This window comes from Mycobacteriales bacterium (assembly GCA_036497565.1).
Lineage (GTDB): Bacteria > Actinomycetota > Actinomycetes > Mycobacteriales > QHCD01 > DASXJE01.
Genome location: DASXJE010000220.1, coordinates 1 through 24112, shown reverse-complemented (window position 1 = coordinate 24112; position 24112 = coordinate 1). Strand labels below are relative to the sequence as shown.

Here is a 24112-nt window from a genome sequence, read left to right as displayed (position 1 = left end):
TCCGGCGCCGGCTCCCGCTCGGCCTCCGACGTCCGCTCGGCCTCCGGCGCGGCGGGCCACTCCAGCAGGTCGGTCTCGTGGGCCGGCACCGCGGGGTCGCGGGGCAGCCGGAACGTCTTGATCTCGGCGGGGCCGAAATCGGCCTCGACGGTCCGCCCGAGCAGCGGCAGGTCGATGCGCGCGTGCGCCGGCCGCCCTGAGCTCTCATAGGCCCGCACGATCACGTCGCCGTCGTCGTCCTCGCCGCCCTTGATGACCGTGACGACGACGGGGCCGTCGCCGTCGGCGGCGTACGACGCGCGCTGCGGAAGGTCACCGGAGTGGTAGGACTCGAGGAGGGTGAACGCGGGCTGGTTGAGCTCGGCGGCGAGCCGGGGCGTACCGGCCTCACGCCAGTCGCCGCCGTGCGGCACCAGTCGGTAGCGGAAATCCTGCCGGCCCTGGTCGAGGTAGTCGTAGGTCCCCTCCGGGTCGAGGGTGGCCGGCTCGTGCCACGCATAGGCCGGGCTGCGCAGCGCGGTCATGCCGATCTCGCCGCCGAGCACGCTGTGCCCGTACTTGCCGTCGTTGAGCACCGACAGCCCGGCGCGCGACCCGTCGGGGAGCGGGCCGCTGACGTCGACCCACGCCTGGGTCGGTTCCTCCGCGCCGTCGGTCGGCCGCTCCACCTGGCCGTAGGGCACTTCGTACGTCGCCGACTCGGCGGCGATCGCGGTCGGGAACCGCAGCTTGAGCACGCGCAGCCGTTCGTGCCAGTCGACGGTGACCCGAACGTCGACGTGCCTGGACCCGGCGCCGAGGGAGATTTCCTCTGTCAGGGTCGACGCACCGAAGTTGCTCTCGACGCGCAGCACCGAGCGGACCGGTCCGTCCTCGATCAGCCGCACCGATGTGCAACGGAACGACCCGATCACGTCGTCGAAAGCCTTGACCCGGTGCGACCAGGTGTCGGACGGGTCGTCGATGACGACCGCGTGCGGTCCCGGTTCGGCGGGGAGCAGGTCGGCGCCGGTCCCCTTGTCCTGCAGGCGGGACAGCCACCCGGTCCGCTGGTCGACCTCGACCAGGAGGTGGTCGTTCTCGAGTCGCGCCGGCGGCCGGCGTCCCGGCGCGGCGGCTGCGGCCGACGCGGCAGCTGCCTCCGCCGGATAGATGCGGTAGACCCGGTAGCCCAGCGGCGGGACGTCGGCGGGAAAGACGAGCCGGCGGCGACCCCCGGCCATGGTGGCGTGGGATCGGGTGCGCTGCAGCGATACGTCGACGCCGTCGTCGTCGACCATCCGCGCCTCCGCCGCGAAACCGGCGAACTCGAACTCGGCGTCGGTCTGCAGCCGCCACGGGTGCGGGTTGACGACGACGACCGGTGTCATCGCCGGCTCGGCCGCGATGTCGATGCGACGGCTGATCGACTGCACCGCACGGTTGAACACCAGGGCCGCGATCGAACTGGCATGCCCGAACTGGTCCCGGCTGTCTTCGTACGCCGGGGCGATCGCCGTACCCCCGAGGGTGTCGTGGAACTGGTTGAACAGCACCAGCTTCCACGCCTCGGTCAACTCCGCCCGCGGGTAGGGCAGGCCCGCGACGACGTCGGCCACCACGGCCCACTTCTCCGCCCGCTGCAGCAGGTTCTCCGCCCGCCTGTTCCACTGCTTCACGCCGGAATGCGCCGAATAGCAGCCGACCGCGTGATGCTGCAGTTCGCCGCCGTGCACCGGGATCTGCGCACCGGAGTCGGTGAGGGCGTCGAAGAAGCGCCGCGGTGAGCTGAGCGCGAGGTGCGGCAGCCCGTTGACCGAGTCGAGCCGCTGGATGCTGTCGAGGTTGGCCCGGGTCGGACCGCCGCCGTGGTTGCCGACGCCGTAGAAGACCATCAGGTCGGTGGCGTCCCGTGGCAGCAGCGCGAGTGACTTGTCGATGTGGTAACCGATGTCCTGGCCAGGACTGCAGTACTCGTTGGGGATCCGGTAGGCGAGTACTCGCGAACCGTCCGGCGACTCCCACCAGAAGTACTGCCCGGGCAGCGCCATCTCGTGCGGGCCCGGACGAAGGAACATGTAGGAGTCCATGCCGCTCTTGCGCAGGATCTGCGGCAGCGACGCGGCATGGCCGAACGGGTCGACGTTGCAGCCGACCGTGGCTGTGACGCCGAACCGGTCGGCGAGGTAACGCTGAGCGTAAAGCGCCTGCCGGACGAACGATTCGCCGCCCGGGATGTTGCAGTCCGGCTCGATCCACCAGCCGCCGACCATCTGCCAGCGCCCGTCGGCGATCCGCTTGCGGATCGACTCGAACAGCGCCTTGTCGGTCTCCTCGACCCATTCGAGGTAGAGGACGGAGTCGCAGGTGAAGACGAAGTCCGGGTACTCCTCCATGCGGTCGATCGCCGACTGGAACGTCGCCCGCACCTCCTGGTAGCCCTCCGGCCACTGCCAGAGCCACACCGGGTCGATGTGCGCGTTGCCGATCATGTGCAACGTCCGGTCCGGCCTGTTCGACGTCGTCATGTGCCGTCCTCCCCCGCCGCCCAGCCGTCGACCTGCTCGCTGAGCAGGTGCAACAGCAGTAGATGCATCTCCTGGACCCGTGCCGTGCTCGACGACGGCACGATGAGCGCGACGTCGGCGTGATCGGCGGCCGGCCCGCCGTCACCGCCGCCGAAGAGCACCGTCGCCGCACCCTGTTCGCGGGCAGCGGTGAGACCGCGTACGACGTTCGCCGACCGGCCGCTGGTGGTGAAGCCGATGACCATGTCCCCCGGGCCGGCGAAGGCCCGCACCTGACGGTCGAAGACGTCGTCGAAGCCGTAATCGTTGCCGATGCAGGTCAGCACCGACGCGTCGACGGTCAGGGCCAGCGCCGGAAGTGGGCGCCGGTCGCGCAGGTAACGCCCGACCAGTTCGGCCGCGAGGTGCTGCGCGTCGGCGGCGCTGCCGCCGTTGCCGAAGGTGAACAGCCGCCCGCCCGCGTCGTAGACGGCGATCAGCCGGTCCGCGACGTCGCGCAGTTGCGGGAGGAGCCCGCCGAGCTTCTCCAGCAACACCTGGTGCTCGGCGACCTGCGTCGCGGGGTCGGTGACCATGCGCCTCTCCCGCGCCCGGATCGATTGCTTGTGCTCGCCGAAATCTAGCAGGGCGGTAATCTGCACCGGATCGGACGCCGGGGCGAGGAGAGACCTTCGTGGACGTACTCGACAGTTTCGCTCTGACCGGGCGTACGGCGCTCGTGACCGGCGGCAACCGCGGGCTGGGCAAGGCGTTCACCGCCGGTCTGGCACAGGCCGGGGCCCGGGTCGCCTTCGCCTCCCGCGACGCCGACCTCAACGCCGCCGTCACCGCCGAACTGGCCGACGCCGGCCACACCGTCCATCCGATCGCGGCCGACGTCTCCGACGACGCCCACGTCGACCGGATGATCGCCGAGGCGACCGACCGGCTGGGCGGCCTCGACATCCTCGTCAACAACGCCGGGGTCGGCTACCACCACAAATCCTCGTTCGACGTCACCGACGAGCAGTGGTCGCACGTCTTCGACGTCAACCTGCGAGGGCTGTGGAAGTGCAGCGTGGCAGCAGGTCGCCACATGGCGGCACACGGCGGCGGATCGATCATCAACATCGGCTCGATCTCCGCAATCATCGTCAATCGGCCGCAATGGCAGGCGGACTACAACGCGTCGAAGGCGGCCGTGCACCAGCTCACGAAGTCCCTCGCCGCGGAATGGGCGCCGCTCGGGATCCGCGTCAACGCCGTGGCACCTGGCTACGTGAAGACCGAGATGGCGCCGGTCGACCGCCCGGAGTTCCGGCAGAACTGGATCGAGGACGCCCCGCAGCGGCGTTACGCGTCCCCCGAGGAGATCGCCCCCAGCGTGGTGTTCCTCGCCAGCGACGCGTCGTCGTTCATGACCGGGTCGGTGCTCGTCATCGACGGCGGCTACACGCTGTTCTAACCCAGGACGTCGCGCAGCGCACCCAGCAGCAGGGTGACGCGGTCGAGCCGGGCGTTGTTGCCCATCAGGCCGATCCGCCAGACCGTGGCGGCGAAGTCGCCGACCCCGGCGCCGATCTCGATGTCGTAGTCGTCCAGCAGCCGGCGGCGTACCTGCGCCGCGTCGACCCCGTCGGGCACCCGGACCGTCGTGAGCTCCGGCAGCCGGGACCCTTCCTGCGCGAAGAGCTCCAGGCCCATCTTGACCAGGCCGTCCTGCAGCGCCTCGCCGCACTCCTTGTGCCGGGCCTGTACGGCGGTCAGGCCCTCCTCGAGGATCCGGCCGAGCGCCGCGTGCAGCGACGCGACCATCGCGACCGGCGCGGTGTGGTGGTACTTGCGCCCGCCGCTGTCGCCGGCGACGTAGGCACCGATCATGCCCAGGTCGAGATACCACGACCGCGGGTCGACCACCCGACGCGACCAGGCCCGCTCACCCATCGAGAACGGCGCCAGCCCGGGCGCCACGCCCAGGCACTTCTGGGTGCCGGAATAGGCAAGGTCGACACCCCACGCGTCGAGGGCGACGTCGATCCCGGCGAGGGACGTCACGCAGTCGGCCAACACGAGGGCGTCGCCGCGGTCGTGCACCGCGGCGGCGAGGGCGGCCACGTCGTTGCGTACGCCGGTCGAGGTCTCGGCGTGCACCACTGCCACCAGCGCCGGCGCGGGATGCGCCGCCAGCACGGCCTCGACATCCACCGGGGTGCCCCACGGGAAGCGCACCGGCACGACCTCCGCGCCGCACCGCGACGCGACGTCGATCATCCGCTCGCCGAACTGACCGTTGGCCGCGACCACGACCACGTCACCGGGATGCACGGTGTTGACGAACGCGGCCTCCATCCCCGCGCTGCCGGTGCCCGACAGCGGGAGGGTGAGCGCGTTCGCCGTACCGAAGACGGTGCGCAGGCCGTCACACGTCTCGTCCAGGATGCCCAGGAACAGCGGGTCGAGATGCCCGAACAAGGGCGCGCCGAGCGCCGCCGTCGCCTCCGGATAGGGGTTGGACGGGCCTGGGCCCAGCAGCGTGCGTTCGACCATGCTCATGGTTCCTGACCCTAACCCGGCGGGCCGGCCGGCCCGAATCCGCCGTCAGAGCGAGGCGAAGACCGGCGGGTAGATCACCGTGCCGATCAATCCCGCCTTGTAGCCGGGCAACCGCCGCAGCTGGAAGTGGCCGTCCGGTCCCTGGAACGGGTCGATCACGCCCTGCGCGCCGGAGGCCAGAAATCCGAAACGGCCGTAATAGGCGGGATTGCCGAGGACGACGACCAGGCCCCGGTCGGTCCGCTCGGCGATCGCCAGGCCGGTCCGCACGAGCGCACTGCCGATCCCGGCGCGCTGATGGTCGGGATGGACGCCGAGCGGCGCCAGCGACAGCACCGGGCGGCCGGCGAGCAGGACGTCGCTGAAGAGGACGTGGCCGACGATCGTGCCGTCCTGCTCGGCGACCAGGGACAGCGACGGCAGCCACCCTTCGGTGGCCCGCAGGGAGTCGACCAGGTCCGCCTCGGCCGATCGCCCGAATGCGGCGGTATGCACGGTACGGACGTCGACGCGGTCACCGGGAATCTCTGGGCGGACGAACATGGGCACCGCGGCAGTCTGTCACGCCGCAATGGCCCCCGCAGCGCCCAGACGTCGGCAGTCGGCTCTACCGTCCGGGCGTCGCCGGACTACGCCGCCACGCCCATCCGTACACAAGCAGCGTCAAGCTGCCCGACCGTCGTGGTCATGCTCGCGGAGAGAGCATGCCGCCCTTCTGGTAGTCGGCCCAGGAGAGGTTCCAGTCGCCGTAGCCGTCCCAGACCGGGAGCACCTGTGAGGTGCCGGTGTGGGTCCAGGTGACCGGGTCACCGATCTGGGACCAGTTGTAGTACCACTCGGCGTCGGCGGGTGCCATGTTGGTGCAGCCGTGGGAGAGGTTCGCCTGCCCGAGCTCGCCGTTCCAGTAGGCGTCGTGCAGGAATTCGCCGTCGTAGCTGACGCGCACCGACCAGGGCACCTCGATGCTGTAGAACGGCTCGCCCGGTGAGCTGGTCATGAGCTCGGGATTGGACTTGGCCATGTCGACGGCGGTGCCGAGATAGGTCGGCGTCGAGGGGGCGCCGAGTGAGATGCTGAACGTACGGATGAGCTTGCCGCCGTCGTACACCCACATCTTGTCGACGCCGGGTTTCCCGTTGATCTGCACGATGTGGGCGGCACCTGTCTTGATGGTGAGCGCCGGGTTGTTGTCGAACACCAATCCGCGACCGGCCCACAGGCCCTTGATCGGCATCGTCACCTTGATGACCGCGTGGGCGGGCCAGTAGTGCTGCGGCCGGTAGTGGGCTTCCAGCGCCTGCGCCGCCTGAGACGAGTGTTCGAAGTACCAGGCGCCGTGCGCCGGTGCCCCGTTCACGGTGACCTTGACCACCTTGTCGAATACGGATGCGTCGGTGGGCTTCTGCGAGAAGTAGGCGATGATCGGCATCGCGATCCCGTAGGCCTGCCCGTCGGTCTCGAGGAAGGTCACGTGTACCGGCGTTCCCGACCCCCGTCGTGGCTTGGGCGGCGCCGGGCGGGTCGGGTGCGGTGAGGGTGTCGGGTGCACCGCCGCACCGAGTGCGTGTGCAGGACGGCCGGTGCTGCTCTGCGAGTGGGCCACGGCCGTGGAGCACCCCGCGAGCAGTAGCCCGGCGAAGACGGTCCCGACAACAGCCGACGATTTCCGTCTCATTCTCACCAGATCACGTTAGGTCGCCGCCGGTACGTCCCGCACGATAATGCGATTTACGACACCAACGGCTCAGTCCAAGAAGTGAACCCGCCGAATACCGCGAAATGGCAATGGACTGACCAAGATTTTAAGTGCCACACGTCTTCAATGGTCGCTCTCGCGCAGCCGGGGCGTCGGCGTCGGCTCTACCGTCCGGCGGTGGCAGGAGTACGCCGCCACGCCCAGCGCTGGACGAGCAGGGTCAAGGTGCCCGAGGCGACGATCCCGGTCAGGTTGATCAACAACTGCTTCGCCGACCCGCCGGCGAGGCCCGGATTGCCCAGCGCCAGAGCGACCGCGATGTTTCCGGCCGCGGGCACCGTGGTCACCGAGATCAGCACCCCGATCAGCGCACCGGACTTCGAGGAGGTCAACGAGATCATCCCTGCGATGGCGGCGAGAAACGCGACGATGAAGGAGAACCAGTCCGGCTGCGAGATGAAGTCGGTGAACGGCCGGTTCCGGTCGAGCATCTCCGGGTCGACCAGGCCCACCGCCCGGCCGAGGAGGGTCGCGAGGATCGTCACGGCGATCGCGACCGGGAAGCCGACCACCAGCGCCCGTACCGACCTCCGGAGCTGGTGCCACTGCCGCTGGACCAGCGCGACGCAGATCCCGGCCAGCGGGCCGAACTCCGGACCGACCACCATCGCCCCGACGATGAGGATCGGCTCGTCCAGCAGGACGCCGATGCCGGCGATCATGGTGGCGATGGTGAGGAAGGTCAAGAATGCCGCGGACAGCGCCGATTCCTCGTTGATGGTCGATTCGACCTGCTCCCAGACCACCGCGTCCTGGCCGTGACCTGGCGCCCGCTTCTCCGCCTGGTCGACCGCGGCCGAAAGGGTGGTGTCGATCTCCTCAAGCGTGATCGACCCGCGCTCCCGCAGACCGAGTTCGGACAGCCCGTCCAGCACGTCGTTCGCCGCCTCCCTCGCGACGTCTGCGCTGATCAGGTCGCCTGCGGGGTCGCGGGCCACGCCGCGCCACACGACGACATTGGTGGCGCCGACATCGGCATCGAGCAGGTCGAGGACGCGATCGGCCAGGTCCGCCGGGGTGATGACGCGCAGGTGCAGCACGGCGGAAGTGTCTCAGCCCGACCGCCCAAATCGGGTCAGCTACGCTCGGCGGGGTGCAACCCACTCGAGCGCTGACCGTCGACGGCTTCGACTACGAGGTCGACAGCTATTCGATCGTCGACGGCGCCTACAACGACGACTTCGCCATCGGCGGCGGGTCGGTGGTGCTGCGCGGACGGGTCGGCGACGTCGCGGCCACCGCCACCGTGTCGGCCGCCAACCTGCCGCAGGCGCTGGGTCACGCGCTCACCCTGCTGATGGGCGCGCAGCCGGCCGACGGGACCGCCCAGCTGCAGATCACCGGCTACGTCGACAGCGAGACCGGCACGCTCATGGAGGTCGACCGGCACGAGGTCCCTGCGCCCGCCGCGGAGTAGCTGACCTAGCTGGACTTGTCCGGCGGGCGGGCGTCGATTCCCGCTTCCTTGCGCTGCTCGGGCGTGATCGGTGTCGGTGCGCCCGTCAACGGGTCGTAGCCGCCGCCGGACTTCGGGAAGGCGATGACGTCGCGCAGCGACGTTCCGCCGGCGAGCAGCATCGCGACCCGGTCCCAGCCGAACGCGATCCCGCCGTGCGGCGGCGGGCCGTACTTGAACGCCTCGAGCAGGAAGCCGAACTTTTCCTGCGCCTGCTCCGGGGTGATGCCCATGATCGAGAAGACCCGTTGCTGGACGTCGGCGCGGTGGATACGGATGGAACCGCCGCCGATCTCGTTGCCGTTGCAGACGATGTCGTAGGCGTAGGCCAGGGCCTCGCCCGGTGCCTCCTCGAACCGGTCGATCCAGTCGGCGGTCGGCGACGTGAACGCGTGATGCACCGCCGTCCAGCGCCCGGAGCCGACCGCGACGTCGGTGGTCTTCTCGGCCAGCTCGAACAGCGGGGCGTCCTTCACCCACACGAACGACCATTGGCTCTCGTCGATCAGCCCGCCGCGCCGGCCGATCTCCAGCCGGGCCGCGCCGAGCAAGGCGCGCGCGTCGGACGGGTCGCCGGCGGCGAAGAAGATCGCGTCGCCGGCCTCCGCGCCGACGGCTTCGGCGAGCCCGTCCCGTTCGTGGTCGGCGAGGTTCTTGGCGACCGGGCCGCCCAGCGTCCCGTCGTCGCCGACGAGGACGTAGGCCAGGCCCGGCGCTCCGTGCTGCTTGGCGAAGTCCTGCCACGCGTCGAGCTGCTTGCGGGGCTGGGCAGCGCCGCCGGGCTGAATCACGGCTCCGACGTACGGCGCCTGGAACACCCGGAAGGGCGTCTCGCTGAAGTACTTCGTCAGGTCGGTGAGCTCGAGGTCGAAGCGCAGGTCCGGCTTGTCGGTGCCGTATCGGGCCATCGACTCGGCGTAGGTGATCCGCGCGATGGGCAGCGGGATCTCGTAGTCGGCCACCTCCGACCACAGCGCGGCGACGATCGACTCCCCCACGGCCATGACGTCGTCCTCGTCGACGAAGGACATCTCGATGTCGAGCTGGGTGAACTCCGGCTGCCGGTCGGCGCGGAAGTCCTCGTCGCGGTAGCAGCGGGCGATCTGGAAGTAACGCTCGATTCCGGCGACCATCAGCAGCTGCTTGAACAGCTGCGGCGACTGCGGCAGGGCGTACCAGCTGCCGGGCCGCAGCCGGGCCGGCACCAGGAAGTCGCGGGCACCCTCCGGCGTCGACCGGGTCATGGTCGGCGTCTCGACCTCGACGAACTGTTGCGCGTCGAGCACGGTCCGGGCGATCCGGTTGACGTCCGACCGCAGCCGGATCGCGGCCGCCGGACCGGTCCGGCGCAGGTCGAGGTAGCGGTAGCGCAGCCGGATCTCCTCGCCGACGTCGACGTGCTCGTCGAGCGGGAACGGCAGCGGGGCCGACTCGGACAGAACGTCGAGCTCGGTCGCGGTGACCTCGATCTGTCCGGTCGGCAGGTTGGGGTTCTCGTTGCCTTCGGGCCGGCGGCCGACGGTGCCGACCACCGCGACGCAGTACTCGGCGCGCAGGTGGTGGGCGTCCTCCTCGCGGAAGACGACCTGCACGACCCCGCTCGCGTCGCGCAGGTCGACGAAGATGACCCCGCCGTGGTCGCGGCGGCGCGCGACCCAGCCGGTCAGGGTGACGGTCTCGCCCACGTGCTCGGCGTTCAGCGAGCCGGCCGGGTGGGTGCGGATCATGTCGCTGTCTCCTTCGAAGCGGATACCGTCGGGCGTAGGTCGGGCGCGGGTGGCGCCCAGGTATCCGGATCGGCCGGCTGCTGTTCCCCGGACCGGATGTCGCGCACCTCGTCGCCGCCGGATTCCCCTTGCGGGAACCAGACGTAGGGGATCCCGCGCCGGTCGGCGAAGCGGATCTGTTTGCCGTACTTCGCCGGTTCGGGCGCCACCTCGGCGGCGATGCCGCGCCGGCGCAGCCCGGCCGCGATCCGGTTGCACGCCGACCTGGCCGGCTCCTCCGGGACGGCGACGAGCACGCAGGTAGGCACCTTCCGGTTGATCGTGAGCGCGTTAGCGCCGAACAGCCGGCCCATGATGCGGGTTATCCCGATGGACATGCCGACCCCGGGATAGGTCGTGTCGCCGACCTGCGCCAGCGTGTCGTAGCGGCCACCGGAACAGATGGAGCCGACGCTCTCGTGCCCGGTGAGGAAGCTTTCGTAGACGGTGCCGGTGTAATAGTCGAGGCCGCGCGCGATCCGCAGGTCGGCGAGCAGCAGGCCGGGTGCGTGCTCCCGCGCCGTCTCGACCACCCGGGTGAGCTCCTCGATCCCGGTGTCGAGCAACGGGTCGCTGACGCCGAGGGCGCGCACCCGGTCGGCGAAGGACGCGTCCTCCGTGGCGATCTCGGCGAGCCGCAGGCACGCCGTCGCCTGGGCGTCGGAGAGACCGATCTCGCGGAGCATCCCCTCGACCGCTGCGGGCCCGGCCTTGTCGAGCTTGTCGACGGCGCGCAGCACTGGAGCCGGGTCGTCGATGCCGAGCCCGCGGTAGAAGCCCTCGGCGAGGCGGCGGTTGTTGGCGTGCACCCGGATCGGCGGGATCGGCAGCGCGGACAGCGCATCGAGGACCACCAGCGGCAGTTCGGCCTCGTAGTGGTCGGGCAGCGTGTCGACGCCGACCACGTCGATGTCGGCCTGGCAGAACTCCCGGTAGCGGCCCTCCTGCGGCCGTTCCCCACGCCACGCCTTCTGGATCTGGTAGCGGCGCAGCGGGAAGTTGAGCTTCCCGGCGTTCTCGAGCACATAGCGGGCGAACGGCACGGTCAGGTCGAAGTGCAGGCCGAGCCCGGCCCGGGTCGGGTCATCGTCCTCACCGGCCTGCAGCCGGTGCAGGAGGTAGATCTCCTTGTCCGTCTCGCCCTGGTGCACCAGCCGTTCGGTCGGCTCGACGGCCCGCGTCTCGATCGGCGCGAACCCGTGCAGCTCGAAGGTCGACGCGATGGTGGCGATCACCTGCTGCTCGATCATCCGCTCGTGCGGAAGCCACTCCGGGAATCCGCTCAGCGCCTGCGGCCGGGTCACAGCCCGACCCTCGGGATCGCACCGGACGCCATCTGCAGATAGGGGTTGGTGGCGCGTTCCCGGCCGATGGTGGTCGACGGGCCGTGACCCGGGTGGACCACCGTCGCGTCGTCCATGGGCAGTACGACGCGGCGCAGCGAGTCGAACATCTCCTCCTCGCTGCCGCCCGGCAGGTCGACCCGGCCGACCGAGCCGGCGAAGAGCACGTCGCCGGCGAGGACCACCGGTGCGTCCGGGGTGGACAGGCCGAACACGACCGACCCCGGCGAGTGCCCGGGCGCGTGGCGGACCGTGAGGTCGACTCCGGCCAACGACACGGTGGCGCCGTCGGCCAGTTCGCGGACGTCGTCGGGCTCGGCGAAGCTCAACCGGCCGAAGATCGGCGTACCCGGCGCGGCGCCGAGCCCGCTCCACGGGTCGGCGATCTGGCCGCGGTCGGAAGGGTGCACGTAGGCCGGAACCTCGCGGGCGCCGCAGACCGGGACGACCGAGAACGTGTGGTCGATGTGTCCGTGGGTGAGCGCGACCGCGACCGGGTGCAGCCGGTGCTCGGTGAGCAGCTCGTCGAGCTGCCCGACGGCGTCGATGCCCGGGTCGATGATCACGCACTGCTCACCGGGTCCGGGGGCGAGCACCCAGCAGTTGGTGCCGGGTGGTCCGGCCGGGAACCCGGCGACAAGCACGGCGACGCCCTTCGGTCGAGGAGGCGGGGACTCCGTCGAGCCTACCGACCCTGGCCTACAGGCTTCTCTCAGCTTCGACTCGTAGACTCTCCGCGCGATCGACACGTCCGATCGACCACGTCCGGAGGAGGCCAGCCCGTGCCGAGCAACAGGCAACGCCGGGAGGCCGCCGAGCGTCATCTGCGCCGCCAGCTCCAGCGTCGGCAGGAGGCCGCGGCCAAGCGCCGCCGGCGCGCCGCGATCGGGGGCTCCGTCGCTGCCGTGGTCGTGGTGGTCGTGGTGGTGCTGCTCCTGACGACCGGGGTCTTCGGCGGCGGGTCGAGCAAGAAGGCGGTCGCCGTACCCAGCAAGCCGACGGCCACCGCCACGGCGAGCGCCAAGCCGACCGCGACGCCGTCGCCGTTCGCCACCCGGACCTTCGCCAAGGCCACCCGCGCCGTCCGCAAGACGAGCGGGCCGTGCGGCTACGCGGAGACCACCCAGTCGCTCAAGTCGCCGTACACCAAGGACGTCGGGCTGCCGCCCGATCCCCGCCCGACGCCCGATTCGGGCACCGTCGCCGTGTCACTGTCGACCAGCGACGGACCGATGACGTTGAGCCTGGACCGCGCGAAGGCCCCGTGCGCCGTGCAGAGCTTCCTCTACCTGGTGAAGAAGGGTCTCTACGACGGGTCGACCTGCCCGCGGGTCACCACGACCGGGATCTACGTGCTGCAGTGCGGCGACCCGTCGAACAGCCAGCAGGGCGGCCCGACGTACGACTTCAAGCAGGAGACCACCAAGACGACCGACTACTCCCCCGGTGTCGTGGCGATGGCCAACACCGGCCAGCCCAACTCCACCGGCAGCCAGTTCTTCATCATCTACAAGAACAGCAACACCGGGCTGCAGAAGAGCTACTCGGTCGTCGGGACGGTCAGCAAGGGCCTGGCGGCGGTCACCAAGGTCGCGAAGGCCGGTGCCGCCGGCGGTCAGAGCGCGGGCGACGGCAAGCCGGTCCTCGGGATGACCATCACGACCGCGACGACCGCCGGCTGACCGCCCCGCGTTCCAATGGGGCGCGATCCAATGGGGCGCGATCCAATGGGGACGGTGCGGGCCGGGGTCAGGTGCCGGACGTCACGCGGTAGACGTCGTAGACGCCCTCGACCCCGCGGACGGTGCGGAGCAGGTGCCCGAGGTGCTTCGGGTCGCCGAGCTCGAAGGTGAACCGGCTCACCGCCACCCGGTCGCGGGTGGTGGTCACCGACGCGGAGAGGATGTTGACCTTCTCGTCGGAGAGCATCCGGGTGACGTCGGAGAGCAGCCGGTGCCGGTCGAGCGCCTCGACCTGGATCGCGACGAGGAACAGCGACCCCGACGACGCCGCCCATTCGACGTCGACCAGCCGCTCCGGCTGGGCGTGCAGCGCCGCGGCGTTGGTGCAGCTGCGCCGGTGCACGGACACGCCGCCGCCGCGGGTGACGAAGCCGAGTACGTCGTCGCCCGGCACCGGTGTGCAGCATTTCGCCAGCTTCACCCACACGTCGCCGCTACCGCCGGACGCGTCCTTGACGACGATGCCGGGATCGCCCGGGGCCGGTCGCCTGGTGTGGCTGGGCATCGCGGTCTCGGCGATGTCCTCGGTTGCGCCCTCCGGCCCGCCCAGCGACGTGACCAGCTTGTGCACCACCGACTGGGCCGAGACGTGGTTTTCCCCGACCGCGGCGTAGAGCGCCGCAACGTCGGGGTAGCGCAGCTCGCGGGCGAGCGTGGTGAGCGCCTCTCCGCCGGTGAGCCGCTGCAGCGGCAGGCCCTCCTTGCGCATCGCCCGGCTGATCGCGTCCTTGCCGGACTCGATCGCGTCCTCGCGGCGCTCCTTCGCGAACCACTGCCGGATCTTGGTCTTGGCGCGCGGGCTGGCGACGAAGGTCCGCCAGTCGCGGGACGGGCCGGCGTTCTCCGACTTCGAGGTGAAGATCTCGACGACGTCGCCGTTGTCGAGCTCGCTCTCCAGCGCGACCAGCCGGCCGTTGACCCGGGCGCCGATGCAGCGGTGGCCGACCTCGGTGTGCACGGCGTAGGCGAAGTCGACCGGCGTCGACCCCGCCGGCAGCGACATCACGTCGCCCTTCGGGGTGAAGACGTAGACCTCGTTGGACGCGAGGTCGAAGCGCAGTGAGTCGAGGAACTCGCCGGGCTCCTTCGTCTCGCGCTGCCAGTCCAGCAGCTGCCGCAGCCACAGCATGTCGTCGTTGCCCGCCGGTACCGCGACCTCGACGCCCTTGGCCTCCTTGTACTTCCAGTGCGCGGCGATGCCGTACTCGGCGGTGCGGTGCATCGCGAAGGTGCGGATCTGGAACTCGACCGGCTTGCCCTCCGGGCCGATCACCGTGGTGTGCAGCGACTGGTACATGTTGAACTTCGGCATCGCGATGAAGTCCTTGAACCGGCCGGGAACCGGCTGCCAGGTCGCATGGATGACACCGAGGGTGGCGTAGCAGTCGCGGACGCTGTCGACGAGGATCCGGATGCCGACGAGGTCGTAGATGTCGGCGAAGTCGCGGCCGCGCACGATCATCTTCTGGTAGATCGAGTAGTAGTGCTTCGGTCGGCCGGTGACGGTCGCCTTGACCTTGGCGGCGCGCAGGTCGCTCGTCATCCGCTCCGACACGTTGGTCAGGTGTACGTCGCGGGACGGCGCGCGCTCGGCGACCAGCCGCACGATCTCGTCGTAACGCTTGGGGTAGAGGGTGGCGAACGCCAGGTCCTCGAGCTCCCATTTGACGGTATTCATGCCCAGCCGGTGGGCCAGCGGCGCGAGTACCTCGATCGTCTCGCGCGCCGTGCGCTCCTGCTTCTCCGTCGAGAGGAACCGCAGGGTGCGCATGTTGTGCAGCCGGTCCGAGAGCTTGATGACCAGCACCCGCGGGTCGCGGGCCATTGCGACGATCATCTTACGGATCGTCTCGGCCTGCGCCGCGTCGCCGTACTGCACCTTGTCCAGCTTGGTGACGCCGTCGACCAGGTGGGCGACCTCGTCGCCGAAGTCGGACTCGAGCTCGCCCAGGGTGTAGCCGGTGTCCTCGACCGTGTCGTGCAGCAGGGCGGCGACCAGCGTGGTGGTGTCCATGCCCAGCTCGGCGAGGATGGTGGCGACCGCGAGCGGGTGGGTGATGTAGGGGTCGCCGCTCTTACGTAGCTGGCCGCGGTGGTGGTGATCGGCGACGTCGTAGGCGTGCTGCAGCAGCTTCAGATCGGCCTTGGCGTGCGCGGCCCGGTGGGTCGCCACCAGCGGCTCGAGGACGGCGCCCACCCCGGACGGGCTCTGCCCGGCCGTGATCCGCCGGGCGATGCGGGCCCGCACCCGGCGCCGGCGCTGGGTGTCTCCGGGCGCGGCAACGGCCGGGCTGTCGGCGATGTCGTCGTCGGCGGGCCGGTCGGCTGCTACCTCATCGGCGCCGGCGTGATCGGCATCCGCGATCGCAGGCTCGGCCTCGACCGCCGACGGCTCCGCCTGGGCGGCGGACGGTGCGACGTCAGAACTCAGGGCTGCTCCCCTCGGTCGCTTTTCCTTCCCCTGAGTCTACGGCCCCCGGCGCGCCGGGCGCGCGATCAGACCGTGAGCAGCGCCTGCACCTCGTGTGGCCTGATCCGCTCCCGGCCGCCGAGGTCCGCCAGCTCCAGGATCACCGACACCCCGGTCACCTCGGCACCCACCTGCTCCAGCAGCCGCAGCGTGGCTTCGAGGGTGCCGCCGGTGGCGAGCACGTCGTCGACGACCAGGACGCGCTGCGCCGGGTGCAGCGTGTTGGCGTGCATCTCGATCACGGCCTCGCCGTACTCGAGCGTGTAGGCCGTCGACACGGTGTGCGGCGGCAGCTTGCCCGCCTTGCGGACCGGGATCACGCCCACGCCGGTGGCGTAGGCGATGGCGGCGGCGAGCAGGAAGCCACGGGCCTCGATCCCCACCACGACGTCGAAGCCGTCCGGGCCGTGCTGGGCGATCATGCCGTCGATCGCGGTGGCGAACGCCGGGCCGTCGGCCAGCAGCGGCATGATGTCCCGGAAGAGGATCCCTTGCGACGGAAAGTCCGGTACGTCGCGGATGTGGCTGGCGACGAGGGCGCCGAGACCCGCGGCGTCGGCGTCCGGCACGGCGTCCTCGGCGGTCATCGGCGGCGCTTCTGCTGCGGTCGACCGCCCCGCTTCTGCTGCGGCCGGCGCTTGCTCTGCGGTCGGGCTCCCGGACGTGGCGCCTCCCCGGGGGTCGGGTCGTCCACCCCGGGTGACGGGCCGGCGGCCGGGGCCAGGACCGCCGTCGTCGTGCCGGCCTCGCCGCCGGACCGCGCGGCCACCTCGGCCTTCGCAGCGGCCGAGGCGCGGCGGGCGGCGACCCGCTTGGCGAGGGCCTTGAACTGCGGCTGCCGCTCCTTGAGGTCACAGGCGATCGGCGTGGCGAGGAACAGCGAGGAGTAGGCGCCGGTGGCCAGGCCCACGAAGAGGACCAGGGCCAGGTCCTTGATCGTCCCGACACCGAGCAGGCCGGCTCCGACGAAGAGCAGCCCGGCGACCGGCAGCAGGGCGATCAGTGACGTGTTGATCGAGCGGGCGAGCGTCTGGTTGACGGCCTTGTTGGCCGCCTCGGAGTAGGTCTGCTTCGTGCTGCCGAGGATGCCTCGGGTGTTCTCGCGGACCTTGTCGTAGACGACGATGTTGTCGTAGAGCGAATAACCCAGGATGGTCAGCAGCCCGACGACCGTCGACGGAGTGACCTCGAATCCGATCAGCGAGTAGATCCCCGCGGACAGCACGAGGTCATGCAGGACGCCGACGATGGCGCCGACCGACAACCGCCACTCGAAGAACGCGGAGATGAACACCGTCACCGCGACGAGGAACACGATGAGCGCGACCAGCGCCTTGTCGGTGACGTCCCGGCCCCAGGAGGCGCTGACCTGGCTCACGCTGATGTCGTTGGCCGCCATCGGTTTCCCGTTGATCGGGATCTTCGGGCCGAGCGACGAAGCGATCGTGTTCTCGAGCGTGTTGATCCTGGCCTGCGGCAGGATCGAGGTCTTGACGACGAACTGCGCCGACGAACCGCTGCCGGCCTGCTGGATCGACTCGGTCGGGACACCGGACTTCGTCACGGCTGTCTGGACCTGCGAGATGGTCGCGTGCCCGGTGGGGAACTGCAGCGAGTTGCCGCCCTTGAAGTCGATCCCGAAGTTGAAGCCGCGCAACCCGATCGACAGGAAGCAGATCACCATCAGGACGGCCGAGAGCGTGTACCACCGCTTGCGGTGTTCGACGAAGCCGAAGTTGGTCTCGCCGCGGTAGAGCCGCCGGATCGTCGACACGTCAGGACTCCTTCGTGACGCGGTCGCGTCGCCGGGCCGCGGCCCGCTCGGCGGCGCTCGGGCCCTCGGCGGCGGCGGCCTGCTCCTCGGCCCGCGCGGCCTGTACGGCGCCGAGGCCGGAGAAGCGGGGCGAGGAGAAGGTCTTGGACAGCGACGCGACCGAGATCAGCGGATGGGTGAACAGGAAGACCACGACCAGGTCGAGGATCGTCGACAGGCCCAGGGTGAAGGCGAAGCCCTTTACGTCGCCCGCCGCGAGGTAGTAGAGGATCGCCGCGGCGAGGAAGGACACCGCGTCGGCGGTCAGGATGGTCCGCCGCGCCCGGACCCACGCCCGGGGTACGCCGGAGCGCATCGACCGGCCCTCGTGGACCTCCTCCTTGAGCCGTTCGAAGAAGACGACGAAGGAGTCGGCCGTGATTCCGACCGCCACGATGAAGCCCGCGATCCCGGCCAGCGTCAGGGTGAAGCCGATCTGTCTGCCCAGCAGCACGATGCAGGCGTAGACCAGGAGCCCGGAGACGATCAGGCTCGCGATCGTCACCAGACCGAGCGCCCGGTAGTAGATCAGCGAGTAGATGACGACCAGGATCAGCCCGATGCCGCCGGCCAGCAGCCCGGCCTTGAGCTGGTCGCTACCCAGGGTCGGCGAGATCGTTTCCGCCTGCGAGACGCTGAACGAGAGGGGCAGAGCGCCGTACTTGAGGTCGTTGGAGAGCGTCGTCGCGCTCTTCTGGTCGAATTGGCCGGTCACCTGGGTCGAGCCGTTGATCGTGCCCTGGATCTCCGGCGCCGACAGCACCTTGCCGTCGAGGACGAAGGCGACGAGGTTGGCCGGGTCGTTGGGGGTCGCCGTCTTGTTGTGCTTGCTGGTGTAGTCGGCCCAGATCCCCTGACCCTTGCTCTTCAGGTCGATCAGGATCGTCCAGCCGCCGAGGGAGTTGCCGCCCGACCCGAACTGCGCCTGGGCGTTGGAGACCTGGGTGCCGGAGATGATCGACGGCGCGAGGATGTACTTCTGCTTGCCGTCGGCGCTGCACGCGACGATCGGCTTCGACGACGGAGCGGCGGCGGCGGTCTTGGCCAGTTGCGCGCACGGCTTGGCGAGGTCGGCCTGGGTGATGCCGGGCGGGAGCTGGGCGGTCGGCGATGTCGGTGCGGCCGTCGGGGGCACGGTGGGGGTGGGCTTCGGCTTCGGCGCCTGGGCGATCGGCGGGATCACGTCGCCCTGCGGTTTGGTGGACTTCGTCGACGTGGCCTTGGCCTTCGGCTTGGTCGCCGTGGCCGAGGGGGTCGGCTTACCGGAGGCGCCCGGGCTGGAACTCGTGGTCGGTGACGGAGACGGCTTCGCCGGGGGGCTGGCCTGCAGCGGCCCTTGGATGACGGGCCGGAAGTAGAGCTGGGCCGTGCTGCCGAGCTGCTTCGCCTGTTCGCCGTTCTTGCCGGGCACCGAGATGATGATCCGGTCGGTGCCTTCGACGACCACCTCGGAGTTGGCGACGCCGAGACCGTTGACGCGGTCCTCGATGATGTTGCGGGCGACGTCCATGTCCGCCTGGTTGGGCGGCTTGCCGTTGGTGGTGCGGGCCTGCAGGGTGACCGTGGTGCCGCCCTCGAGGTCGAGGCCGAGCTTCGGCTTGGTGCTGGATCCGGTCAGGAAGACGAGCGCGTAGAGGATGGCGAGGAGCCCCGCGAGCGTCGCGAAGTAGCGTCCGGCCCGCAGGTGGGCTGACGGTGGTGGTGCCACGGAGTGGTCGTCTCCTCGTCCCGTTGTCTAGCGCGCGCCGACGGCCCGGCGTCCCCGGCCAGTATGGCTGAGCCCCCACGGTCGCCGAGAATGTCCCGTCACATGCGTCATTCCCGCGGGTTGTCCGGCTTCGTCTCCGGGTCGCCGTAGGCCCTGCCCTCGTCGTTGTAGCCGCCGCCCTCGTAGCCGCCGTCGGGTGCCTCATCCTCGGTGGTGGCCTCGCCGATGCCCTGATCTGGGGTGCCGCTCAACACCTCACCGATCGCGGCCCGGGCGAACGTGACCACCACGCCCGGCGCGATCTCGAGGTCGGCGGTCCGCTCGTCCAGTTGCACCACGCGGCCGTGGAGCCCGGACGTGGTCATGACATCGGTGTCGACCGTGAGCGCGGCACGCATGGCCTGGGCGGCCCGCGCGGTCCGCATCTGACGCCGCGCCGGGACCACCACGAGCAACAGGAATACGACGGCCAGCAGGATCAGCGGCAAGAGGGCATTCACGGTGCGGTTCGCTCCTTATGTCCATCAAAGACGGCATGCTCACCAGAGGTGACCGGCCCGCGGGAGTCTAGGTGTCGCCGCCCTCCGCGGGCAAAGCCAGCCCAGCCATCGGGCCCCATCCATCGGGCAAGGCATCAGCCCCATCCGGTGATGGGGACACACCCTGCGGGGGCAACGCGCGACGAGCGGGTGGGGTTCCGCCCGACGGTCGCTCGTCGGCGGGCACCCGGAGATGGTCACTCGTCGAAGAGCATCGGGGTGTCGGGCCGCGGGCCGGGTGCGGCCAGCCCGAGATGGGACCAGGCGGCCGGCGTCGCGACCCGGCCGCGGGGGGTCCGGGCCAGCAACCCGGCGCGGACCAGGAACGGCTCGGCCACCTCCTCCACCGTCTGGGCCTCCTCGCCGACGGCCACCGCCAGGGTGCTCACCCCGACCGGTCCGCCGCCGAACCGGCGAACCAGGGCGTCGAGCACCCCGCGGTCGAGCCGGTCGAGGCCGATCTCGTCGACGTCGTAGACGGCGAGTGCGGCGCGGGCGACCGGCCGCGTGATGACGCCGTCGGCGCGCACCTCGGCGTAGTCGCGGACCCGGCGGAGCAGTCGGTTCGCGACCCGCGGTGTGCCCCGCGACCGGCCGGCGATCTCCACGGCACCGTCGTCATCGAGGGAGATGCCGAGCAGCGCGGCGCTGCGGTGCAACACCTGGGTGAGCTCGCCGGCGTCGTAGAAGTCCATGTGGCCGACGAAGCCGAACCGGTCGCGCAGCGGCCCGGTCAAGAGGCCGGACCGGGTGGTCGCCCCGACCAGCGTGAACGGCGCGACCTCGAGCGGGATCGCGGTCGCCCCCGGCCCCTTGCCGATGACCACGTCGACCCGGAAGTCCTCCATCGCGACGTAGAGCAACTCCTCGGCCGGCCGGGCCACCCGGTGGATCTCGTCGATGAAAAGGACGTCGCCCTCGGCGAGGTTGGACAGCAGCGCCGCGAGGTCGCCGGCGCGTTCGATCGCCGGGCCGCTGGTCACCCGGATCGCCGCCCCCAACTCCGCGGCGATGATCATCGCCAGGCTGGTCTTGCCCAGACCCGGCGGACCGGAGAGCAGCACGTGGTCCGGCGGGCGGTCGCGGCGGCGGGCGGACTCCAGCACCAACCCGAGTTGCTCGCGGACCCGCGCCTGCCCGACGAACTCCTCGAGCCGGCGCGGCCGCAGCGACGCCTCGACCTCACGCTCGTCGACCTCGGCCAGCGGCGAGACGACGTCCTCCGCCGTCTCGGGCGGGTCGGCGGGGCGGTCGAGCGGGTTCATGCCCGGCCCAGCATCCGCAAGGCAGACCGGAGCAGGGTCGGGACGTCGGCACCGTCGTCGGCCTCGGGCGCGACGGCGTCGACCGCCTGATCGGCTTCCCGGGCGGTCCAGCCGAGGCCGACGAGGGCGTGCTGCAACTGGTCGCGCCAGGGGGCCACCGGGGCGACGGCACCGGCCTCGACCCCGGCCGCGTCGGAATCCCCCACGACGCCGATCCGGTCGCGGAGTTCGAGGACCAGCCGCTCGGCGCCCTTCTTGCCGATTCCGGGTACGGCGGTCAGCGCGGCCAGGTCCCGGGTCGCGACCGCCCGGCGCACCGCCTGCGGCGAGTGCACCGCGAGCACCGCCTGGGCCAGCCGCGGGCCGACACCGCTCGCGGTCTGCAGCAATTCGAACAGCGACCGCTCGTCGTCGTCGGCGAATCCGTAGAGGGTCAGCGAGTCCTCGCGGACCACCAGGCTGGTGGACAGCCGCGCACGCTGCCCTATGCGCAGCCGCGCGAGCGTGCCCGGCGCGCACTGCACGGTCAGGCCGATACCGCCGACCTCGACCACGGCGCCGTCGGGGCCGAGCGCCACGACCGGCCCCTGCACGCTGGCGATCATCGCGCCACCGTAGCCGCCGCGGCGGCGAGCGCCGCCTGCGCGGAGCCACGCCAGATCTGGCAGATCGCCAACGCGAGGGCGTCCGACACGTCGGCGGGCGCCGGCCGGGCCGGCAGCCGGAGCAGCCGGGTGACCATCTTGGCGACCTGCGCCTTGTCGGCCCGCCCGGAGCCGGTGACCGCCGCCTTGACCTCGCTGGGGGTGTGCAGCGCCACCGGCACGCCCGCCCGGGTCGCGACGAGGATCGCCATCGCCGACGCCTGTGCGGTGCCCATCACGGTGCGGACGTTGTGCTGGCTGAAGACGCGTTCGACGGCGACGACGTCCGGCCGGTAGCGGGCGGTCTCCTCCGCGAGCCGGTCGGCGAGGCGGACCAGCCGGGCGCCGAGATCGTCACCGGCCGGGGTGCGGATGACGTCGTAACACAGCGCCGACAGCGCCCGGCCCGGCGTGCCCTCGACGACCGCGAAGCCGCACCGGGTGAGCCCCGGGTCGACGCCAAGCACCCGCACGCCGCGTCCCCTCCGCCTACCGACCCCTGCCGAACTCCGAACACCCGTTCGACACGGTAGCGGGCCGGCGACCACGAGCGGGGCTCCGCCACGCGGTGGGCTCAGCCGACCGACTCCATGATGGCGTCGGGGACGTCGAAGTTGGCGTAGACGTTCTGGACGTCGTCGCTGTCCTCCAGCGCATCGATCAGCCGGAAGACTTTGCGGGCACCGTCCTCGTCCAGTTCCACCGACACGGTCGGCAGGAAGCTGGCTTCGGCCGACTCGTATTCGATGCCCGCGTCCTGCAGGGCGGTGCGGACGGCGACCAGGTCGCCGGCCTCGCTGACCACCTCGTAGGACTCACCGAGGTTGTTGACCTCCTCGGCGCCGGCGTCGAGGACCGCCGCGAGGACGTCGTCCTCGCCCAGCCCGACCGTCGGGACGATCACCACGCCCTTGCGGTTGAACAGGTAGGACACCGAGCCGGGGTCGGCCATGGAGCCGCCGTTGCGGGTGAGCGCGGTGCGCACGTCCGCGGCGGCCCGGTTCTTGTTGTCGGTCAGGCACTGCACCAGGACCGCGACCCCGCCGGGGGCGTACCCCTCGTAGGTGACGGTCTCGTAGGTGGCGCCGCCGGCCTCGAGCCCGGCGCCGCGGCGGACCGCCCGGTCGATGTTCTCGTTCGGGACGGAGCTCTTCTTCGCCTTCTGGATGGCGTCGTACAGCGTGGGGTTGCCGGCCGGATCGCCGCCGCCGGTCCTCGCCGCCACCTCCACGGTTTTGATCAGCTTGGCGAACAGCTTGCCGCGCCTGGCGTCGACGACGGCCTTCTTGTGCTTAGTGGTGGCCCACTTGGAGTGGCCGCTCATGATCTTTCCTTCACCATGTCTACAAAAAGCTTGTGTATGCGCAAATCCGGCGTGAGCTCGGGGTGGAACGCGGTGGCAAGCGCCGGACCCTGGCGGACCGCGACGATCCTACCGGTGCCGGACTCGGTCCCGACGATCTCGACGTCCGGGCCGGTCTGCTCGACCCACGGCGCCCGGATGAACACCGCCCGGAAGTCCGGCCCCTCGACCCCGGTCAGCGCGATGTCGCTCTCGAACGAGTCGACCTGGCGGCCGAACGCGTTCCGCCGGACGGTCATGTCGATCCCGCCCAGCGTCTCCTGGCCCGCGATCCCGTCCTCCAGGCGGTCGGCCAGCATGATCATCCCGGCGCAGGAGCCGAAGGCGGGCATCCCCCCTGCGAGGCGCTTGCGCAGCGGCTCCATCAGCTCGAAGATCACCGCGAGCTTCCACATCGTGGTGGACTCGCCGCCCGGTATCACCAGCCCGTCGACGCTGTCCAGCTCGGCCGGGCGGCGCACCGTCATGGGGCGCGCGCCCGCCGCGGCCAGGGACCTGAGGTGCTCGGCCACGTCTCCCTGCAGCGCGAGCACGCCGACGACCGGGCCCGGCGACGGCCCAGCGGGCCGCGCGGCGGCCACTGGCACAGGCACGGGGACGGTCACGGACATCACTCCACGCGGACAGGGGTTTGACCCGAGATTAGCCACCTGCATGAACGCGATCACCCACCGCGGTCTTCCCTGTGCCGTTCCTTGGGCACACATACCGCCATGACACACGCCTGGACCCCGAGCGGGGGCCCGCCCATGATCGGCCGGCCCGGCAGCGGCCTGGTCACGCTCCTGGAGGAGACCTCATTCTGCATCAGCGAGGCCTCAGGTGACATCCTGCCCGGCGGCGCGCAGGGCCTGTTCTTCCGCGACACCCGGTTCGTCAGCCGGCTCGAGCTCCGGCTGGACGGCGAGCTGCCCGAGCCGGTGGCGGTCCAGCACTCCGACCCGTTCGCGTGCACGTTCCTGGGCCGGCGGCCGCCCGGCCCGTGCCAGGCCGACAGCACGCTGCTGGTGATCCGGCAGCGGTACGTGGGCAACGGCATGCGCGAGGACATCACGCTGCGCAACCTCGGCCGGGAGGCCGCCGCCGCGCATCTCTCGCTCGCGGTGGACGGCGACTTCGCCGACCTGTTCGAGGTCAAGGAGGGCCGCAGGCGGCGCAGCGGCGACGATGACGACGTTGACGTGCGGGTTCAGGGCGGGACCCTGTGG

General features: G+C 70.8%; 23 protein-coding genes. 4 read left to right on the top strand and 19 right to left on the bottom strand.

Going from position 1 to position 24112, the window contains the following annotated elements; all coding sequences use genetic code 11:
* Both VGH85_17930 and VGH85_17925 read right to left on the bottom strand, forming a co-directional pair.
* The coding region (locus VGH85_17930; protein HEY2175690.1) for a glycoside hydrolase family 38 C-terminal domain-containing protein at positions 1 to 2507 on the bottom strand (2507 nt) is incomplete at its 3' end.
* Positions 2504 to 3082 (bottom strand): SIS domain-containing protein, encoded by a 579-nt coding sequence (locus VGH85_17925; protein ID HEY2175689.1) that lies wholly within the window; start codon positions 3080 to 3082, stop codon positions 2504 to 2506. The genes VGH85_17930 and VGH85_17925, both read right to left, overlap by 4 nt.
* Positions 3083 to 3180: 98 nt before the next feature.
* Between VGH85_17925 and VGH85_17920 the strand changes: the two genes are divergently transcribed.
* A complete protein-coding gene (locus tag VGH85_17920; GenBank protein HEY2175688.1) occupies positions 3181 to 3951 on the top strand; it encodes a glucose 1-dehydrogenase in 771 nt (256 codons plus the stop codon).
* Here VGH85_17920 and VGH85_17915 read toward each other — a convergent pair.
* The 4 genes from VGH85_17915 to VGH85_17900 all read right to left on the bottom strand — a co-directional run bounded on the left by VGH85_17915 (position 3948) and on the right by VGH85_17900 (position 7835).
* Entirely contained in the window at positions 3948 to 5039 is a 1092-nt protein-coding gene (locus tag VGH85_17915; GenBank protein HEY2175687.1) for an alanine--glyoxylate aminotransferase family protein, read from the bottom strand. The genes VGH85_17920 and VGH85_17915 overlap by 4 nt on opposite strands.
* 45 nt (positions 5040 to 5084) lie before the next feature.
* On the bottom strand, positions 5085 to 5582 hold the full coding sequence (locus tag VGH85_17910; protein ID HEY2175686.1) for an N-acetyltransferase: 498 nt from the start codon (positions 5580 to 5582) through the stop codon (positions 5085 to 5087).
* Between the two features lie 142 nt (positions 5583 to 5724).
* Positions 5725 to 6510 (bottom strand): L,D-transpeptidase, encoded by a 786-nt coding sequence (locus VGH85_17905; protein ID HEY2175685.1) that lies wholly within the window; start codon positions 6508 to 6510, stop codon positions 5725 to 5727.
* A gap of 389 nt (positions 6511 to 6899) precedes the next feature.
* Positions 6900 to 7835 carry a DUF389 domain-containing protein gene (locus VGH85_17900; GenBank protein HEY2175684.1) on the bottom strand — a complete coding sequence of 312 codons (936 nt, stop codon included), beginning with the start codon at positions 7833 to 7835 and terminating at the stop codon, positions 6900 to 6902.
* A 53-nt stretch (positions 7836 to 7888) separates the two neighbouring features.
* Here VGH85_17900 and VGH85_17895 point away from each other — a divergent pair, with 53 nt between their 5' ends.
* Positions 7889 to 8212: a hypothetical protein gene (locus VGH85_17895; GenBank protein HEY2175683.1), complete on the top strand. Its 324-nt coding sequence runs from the start codon at positions 7889 to 7891 to the stop codon at positions 8210 to 8212.
* A 5-nt stretch (positions 8213 to 8217) separates the two neighbouring features.
* Here VGH85_17895 and aspS read toward each other — a convergent pair whose 3' ends face one another.
* Genes aspS through VGH85_17880 form a run of 3 tightly spaced genes read right to left on the bottom strand, consistent with a single transcriptional unit; the run spans position 8218 to position 12004 of the window.
* Complete coding sequence (gene aspS, locus VGH85_17890; protein ID HEY2175682.1) at positions 8218 to 9978, bottom strand: aspartate--tRNA ligase; 1761 nt, start codon at positions 9976 to 9978, stop codon at positions 8218 to 8220.
* Positions 9975 to 11321, bottom strand: coding sequence for a histidine--tRNA ligase (gene hisS, locus VGH85_17885; protein HEY2175681.1), 1347 nt, complete (start codon positions 11319 to 11321; stop codon positions 9975 to 9977). The genes aspS and hisS overlap by 4 nt, the downstream gene beginning before the upstream one ends.
* Complete coding sequence (locus VGH85_17880; GenBank protein HEY2175680.1) at positions 11318 to 12004, bottom strand: MBL fold metallo-hydrolase; 687 nt, start codon at positions 12002 to 12004, stop codon at positions 11318 to 11320. Before VGH85_17880 ends, hisS begins: the two co-directional genes overlap by 4 nt.
* Positions 12005 to 12142: 138 nt before the next feature.
* Between VGH85_17880 and VGH85_17875 the strand changes: the two genes are divergently transcribed.
* Positions 12143 to 13042, top strand: a complete 900-nt coding sequence (locus VGH85_17875) for a peptidylprolyl isomerase (GenBank protein HEY2175679.1) — start codon at positions 12143 to 12145, stop codon at positions 13040 to 13042.
* Between the two features lie 67 nt (positions 13043 to 13109).
* On the opposite strand, the gene VGH85_17870 is transcribed toward VGH85_17875, so the two are convergent.
* From VGH85_17870 to pdxT, 10 genes are all read right to left on the bottom strand, one after another.
* The gene (locus VGH85_17870; GenBank protein ID HEY2175678.1) at positions 13110 to 15404 is read right to left on the bottom strand and encodes a bifunctional (p)ppGpp synthetase/guanosine-3',5'-bis(diphosphate) 3'-pyrophosphohydrolase; all 2295 of its coding nucleotides are present in this window, start codon (positions 15402 to 15404) and stop codon (positions 13110 to 13112) included.
* A 194-nt stretch (positions 15405 to 15598) separates the two neighbouring features.
* Positions 15599 to 16159 (bottom strand): adenine phosphoribosyltransferase, encoded by a 561-nt coding sequence (locus VGH85_17865; GenBank protein HEY2175677.1) that lies wholly within the window; start codon positions 16157 to 16159, stop codon positions 15599 to 15601.
* Entirely contained in the window at positions 16156 to 17346 is a 1191-nt protein-coding gene (gene secF / locus VGH85_17860; GenBank protein HEY2175676.1) for a protein translocase subunit SecF, read from the bottom strand. Before secF ends, VGH85_17865 begins: the two co-directional genes overlap by 4 nt.
* Position 17347: 1 nt before the next feature.
* Positions 17348 to 19093 carry a protein translocase subunit SecD gene (secD, locus tag VGH85_17855; GenBank protein HEY2175675.1) on the bottom strand — a complete coding sequence of 582 codons (1746 nt, stop codon included), beginning with the start codon at positions 19091 to 19093 and terminating at the stop codon, positions 17348 to 17350.
* 107 nt (positions 19094 to 19200) lie between these two features.
* Positions 19201 to 19593 carry a preprotein translocase subunit YajC gene (gene yajC, locus VGH85_17850; GenBank protein ID HEY2175674.1) on the bottom strand — a complete coding sequence of 131 codons (393 nt, stop codon included), beginning with the start codon at positions 19591 to 19593 and terminating at the stop codon, positions 19201 to 19203.
* Positions 19594 to 19829: 236 nt separating this feature from the next.
* Positions 19830 to 20897 (bottom strand): Holliday junction branch migration DNA helicase RuvB, encoded by a 1068-nt coding sequence (gene ruvB, locus VGH85_17845; protein ID HEY2175673.1) that lies wholly within the window; start codon positions 20895 to 20897, stop codon positions 19830 to 19832.
* The gene (gene ruvA / locus VGH85_17840; protein HEY2175672.1) at positions 20894 to 21502 is read right to left on the bottom strand and encodes a Holliday junction branch migration protein RuvA; all 609 of its coding nucleotides are present in this window, start codon (positions 21500 to 21502) and stop codon (positions 20894 to 20896) included. Before ruvA ends, ruvB begins: the two co-directional genes overlap by 4 nt.
* Positions 21499 to 22014, bottom strand: coding sequence for a crossover junction endodeoxyribonuclease RuvC (gene ruvC / locus VGH85_17835; GenBank protein ID HEY2175671.1), 516 nt, complete (start codon positions 22012 to 22014; stop codon positions 21499 to 21501). The genes ruvA and ruvC overlap by 4 nt, the downstream gene beginning before the upstream one ends.
* A gap of 101 nt (positions 22015 to 22115) precedes the next feature.
* Positions 22116 to 22865, bottom strand: a complete 750-nt coding sequence (locus tag VGH85_17830) for a YebC/PmpR family DNA-binding transcriptional regulator (protein HEY2175670.1) — start codon at positions 22863 to 22865, stop codon at positions 22116 to 22118.
* Entirely contained in the window at positions 22862 to 23572 is a 711-nt protein-coding gene (gene pdxT, locus VGH85_17825; protein HEY2175669.1) for a pyridoxal 5'-phosphate synthase glutaminase subunit PdxT, read from the bottom strand. Before pdxT ends, VGH85_17830 begins: the two co-directional genes overlap by 4 nt.
* Positions 23573 to 23617: 45 nt before the next feature.
* Here pdxT and VGH85_17820 point away from each other — a divergent pair.
* A partial coding sequence (locus VGH85_17820) for a glycogen debranching N-terminal domain-containing protein (protein ID HEY2175668.1) occupies positions 23618 to 24112 on the top strand: 495 nt, incomplete at its 3' end.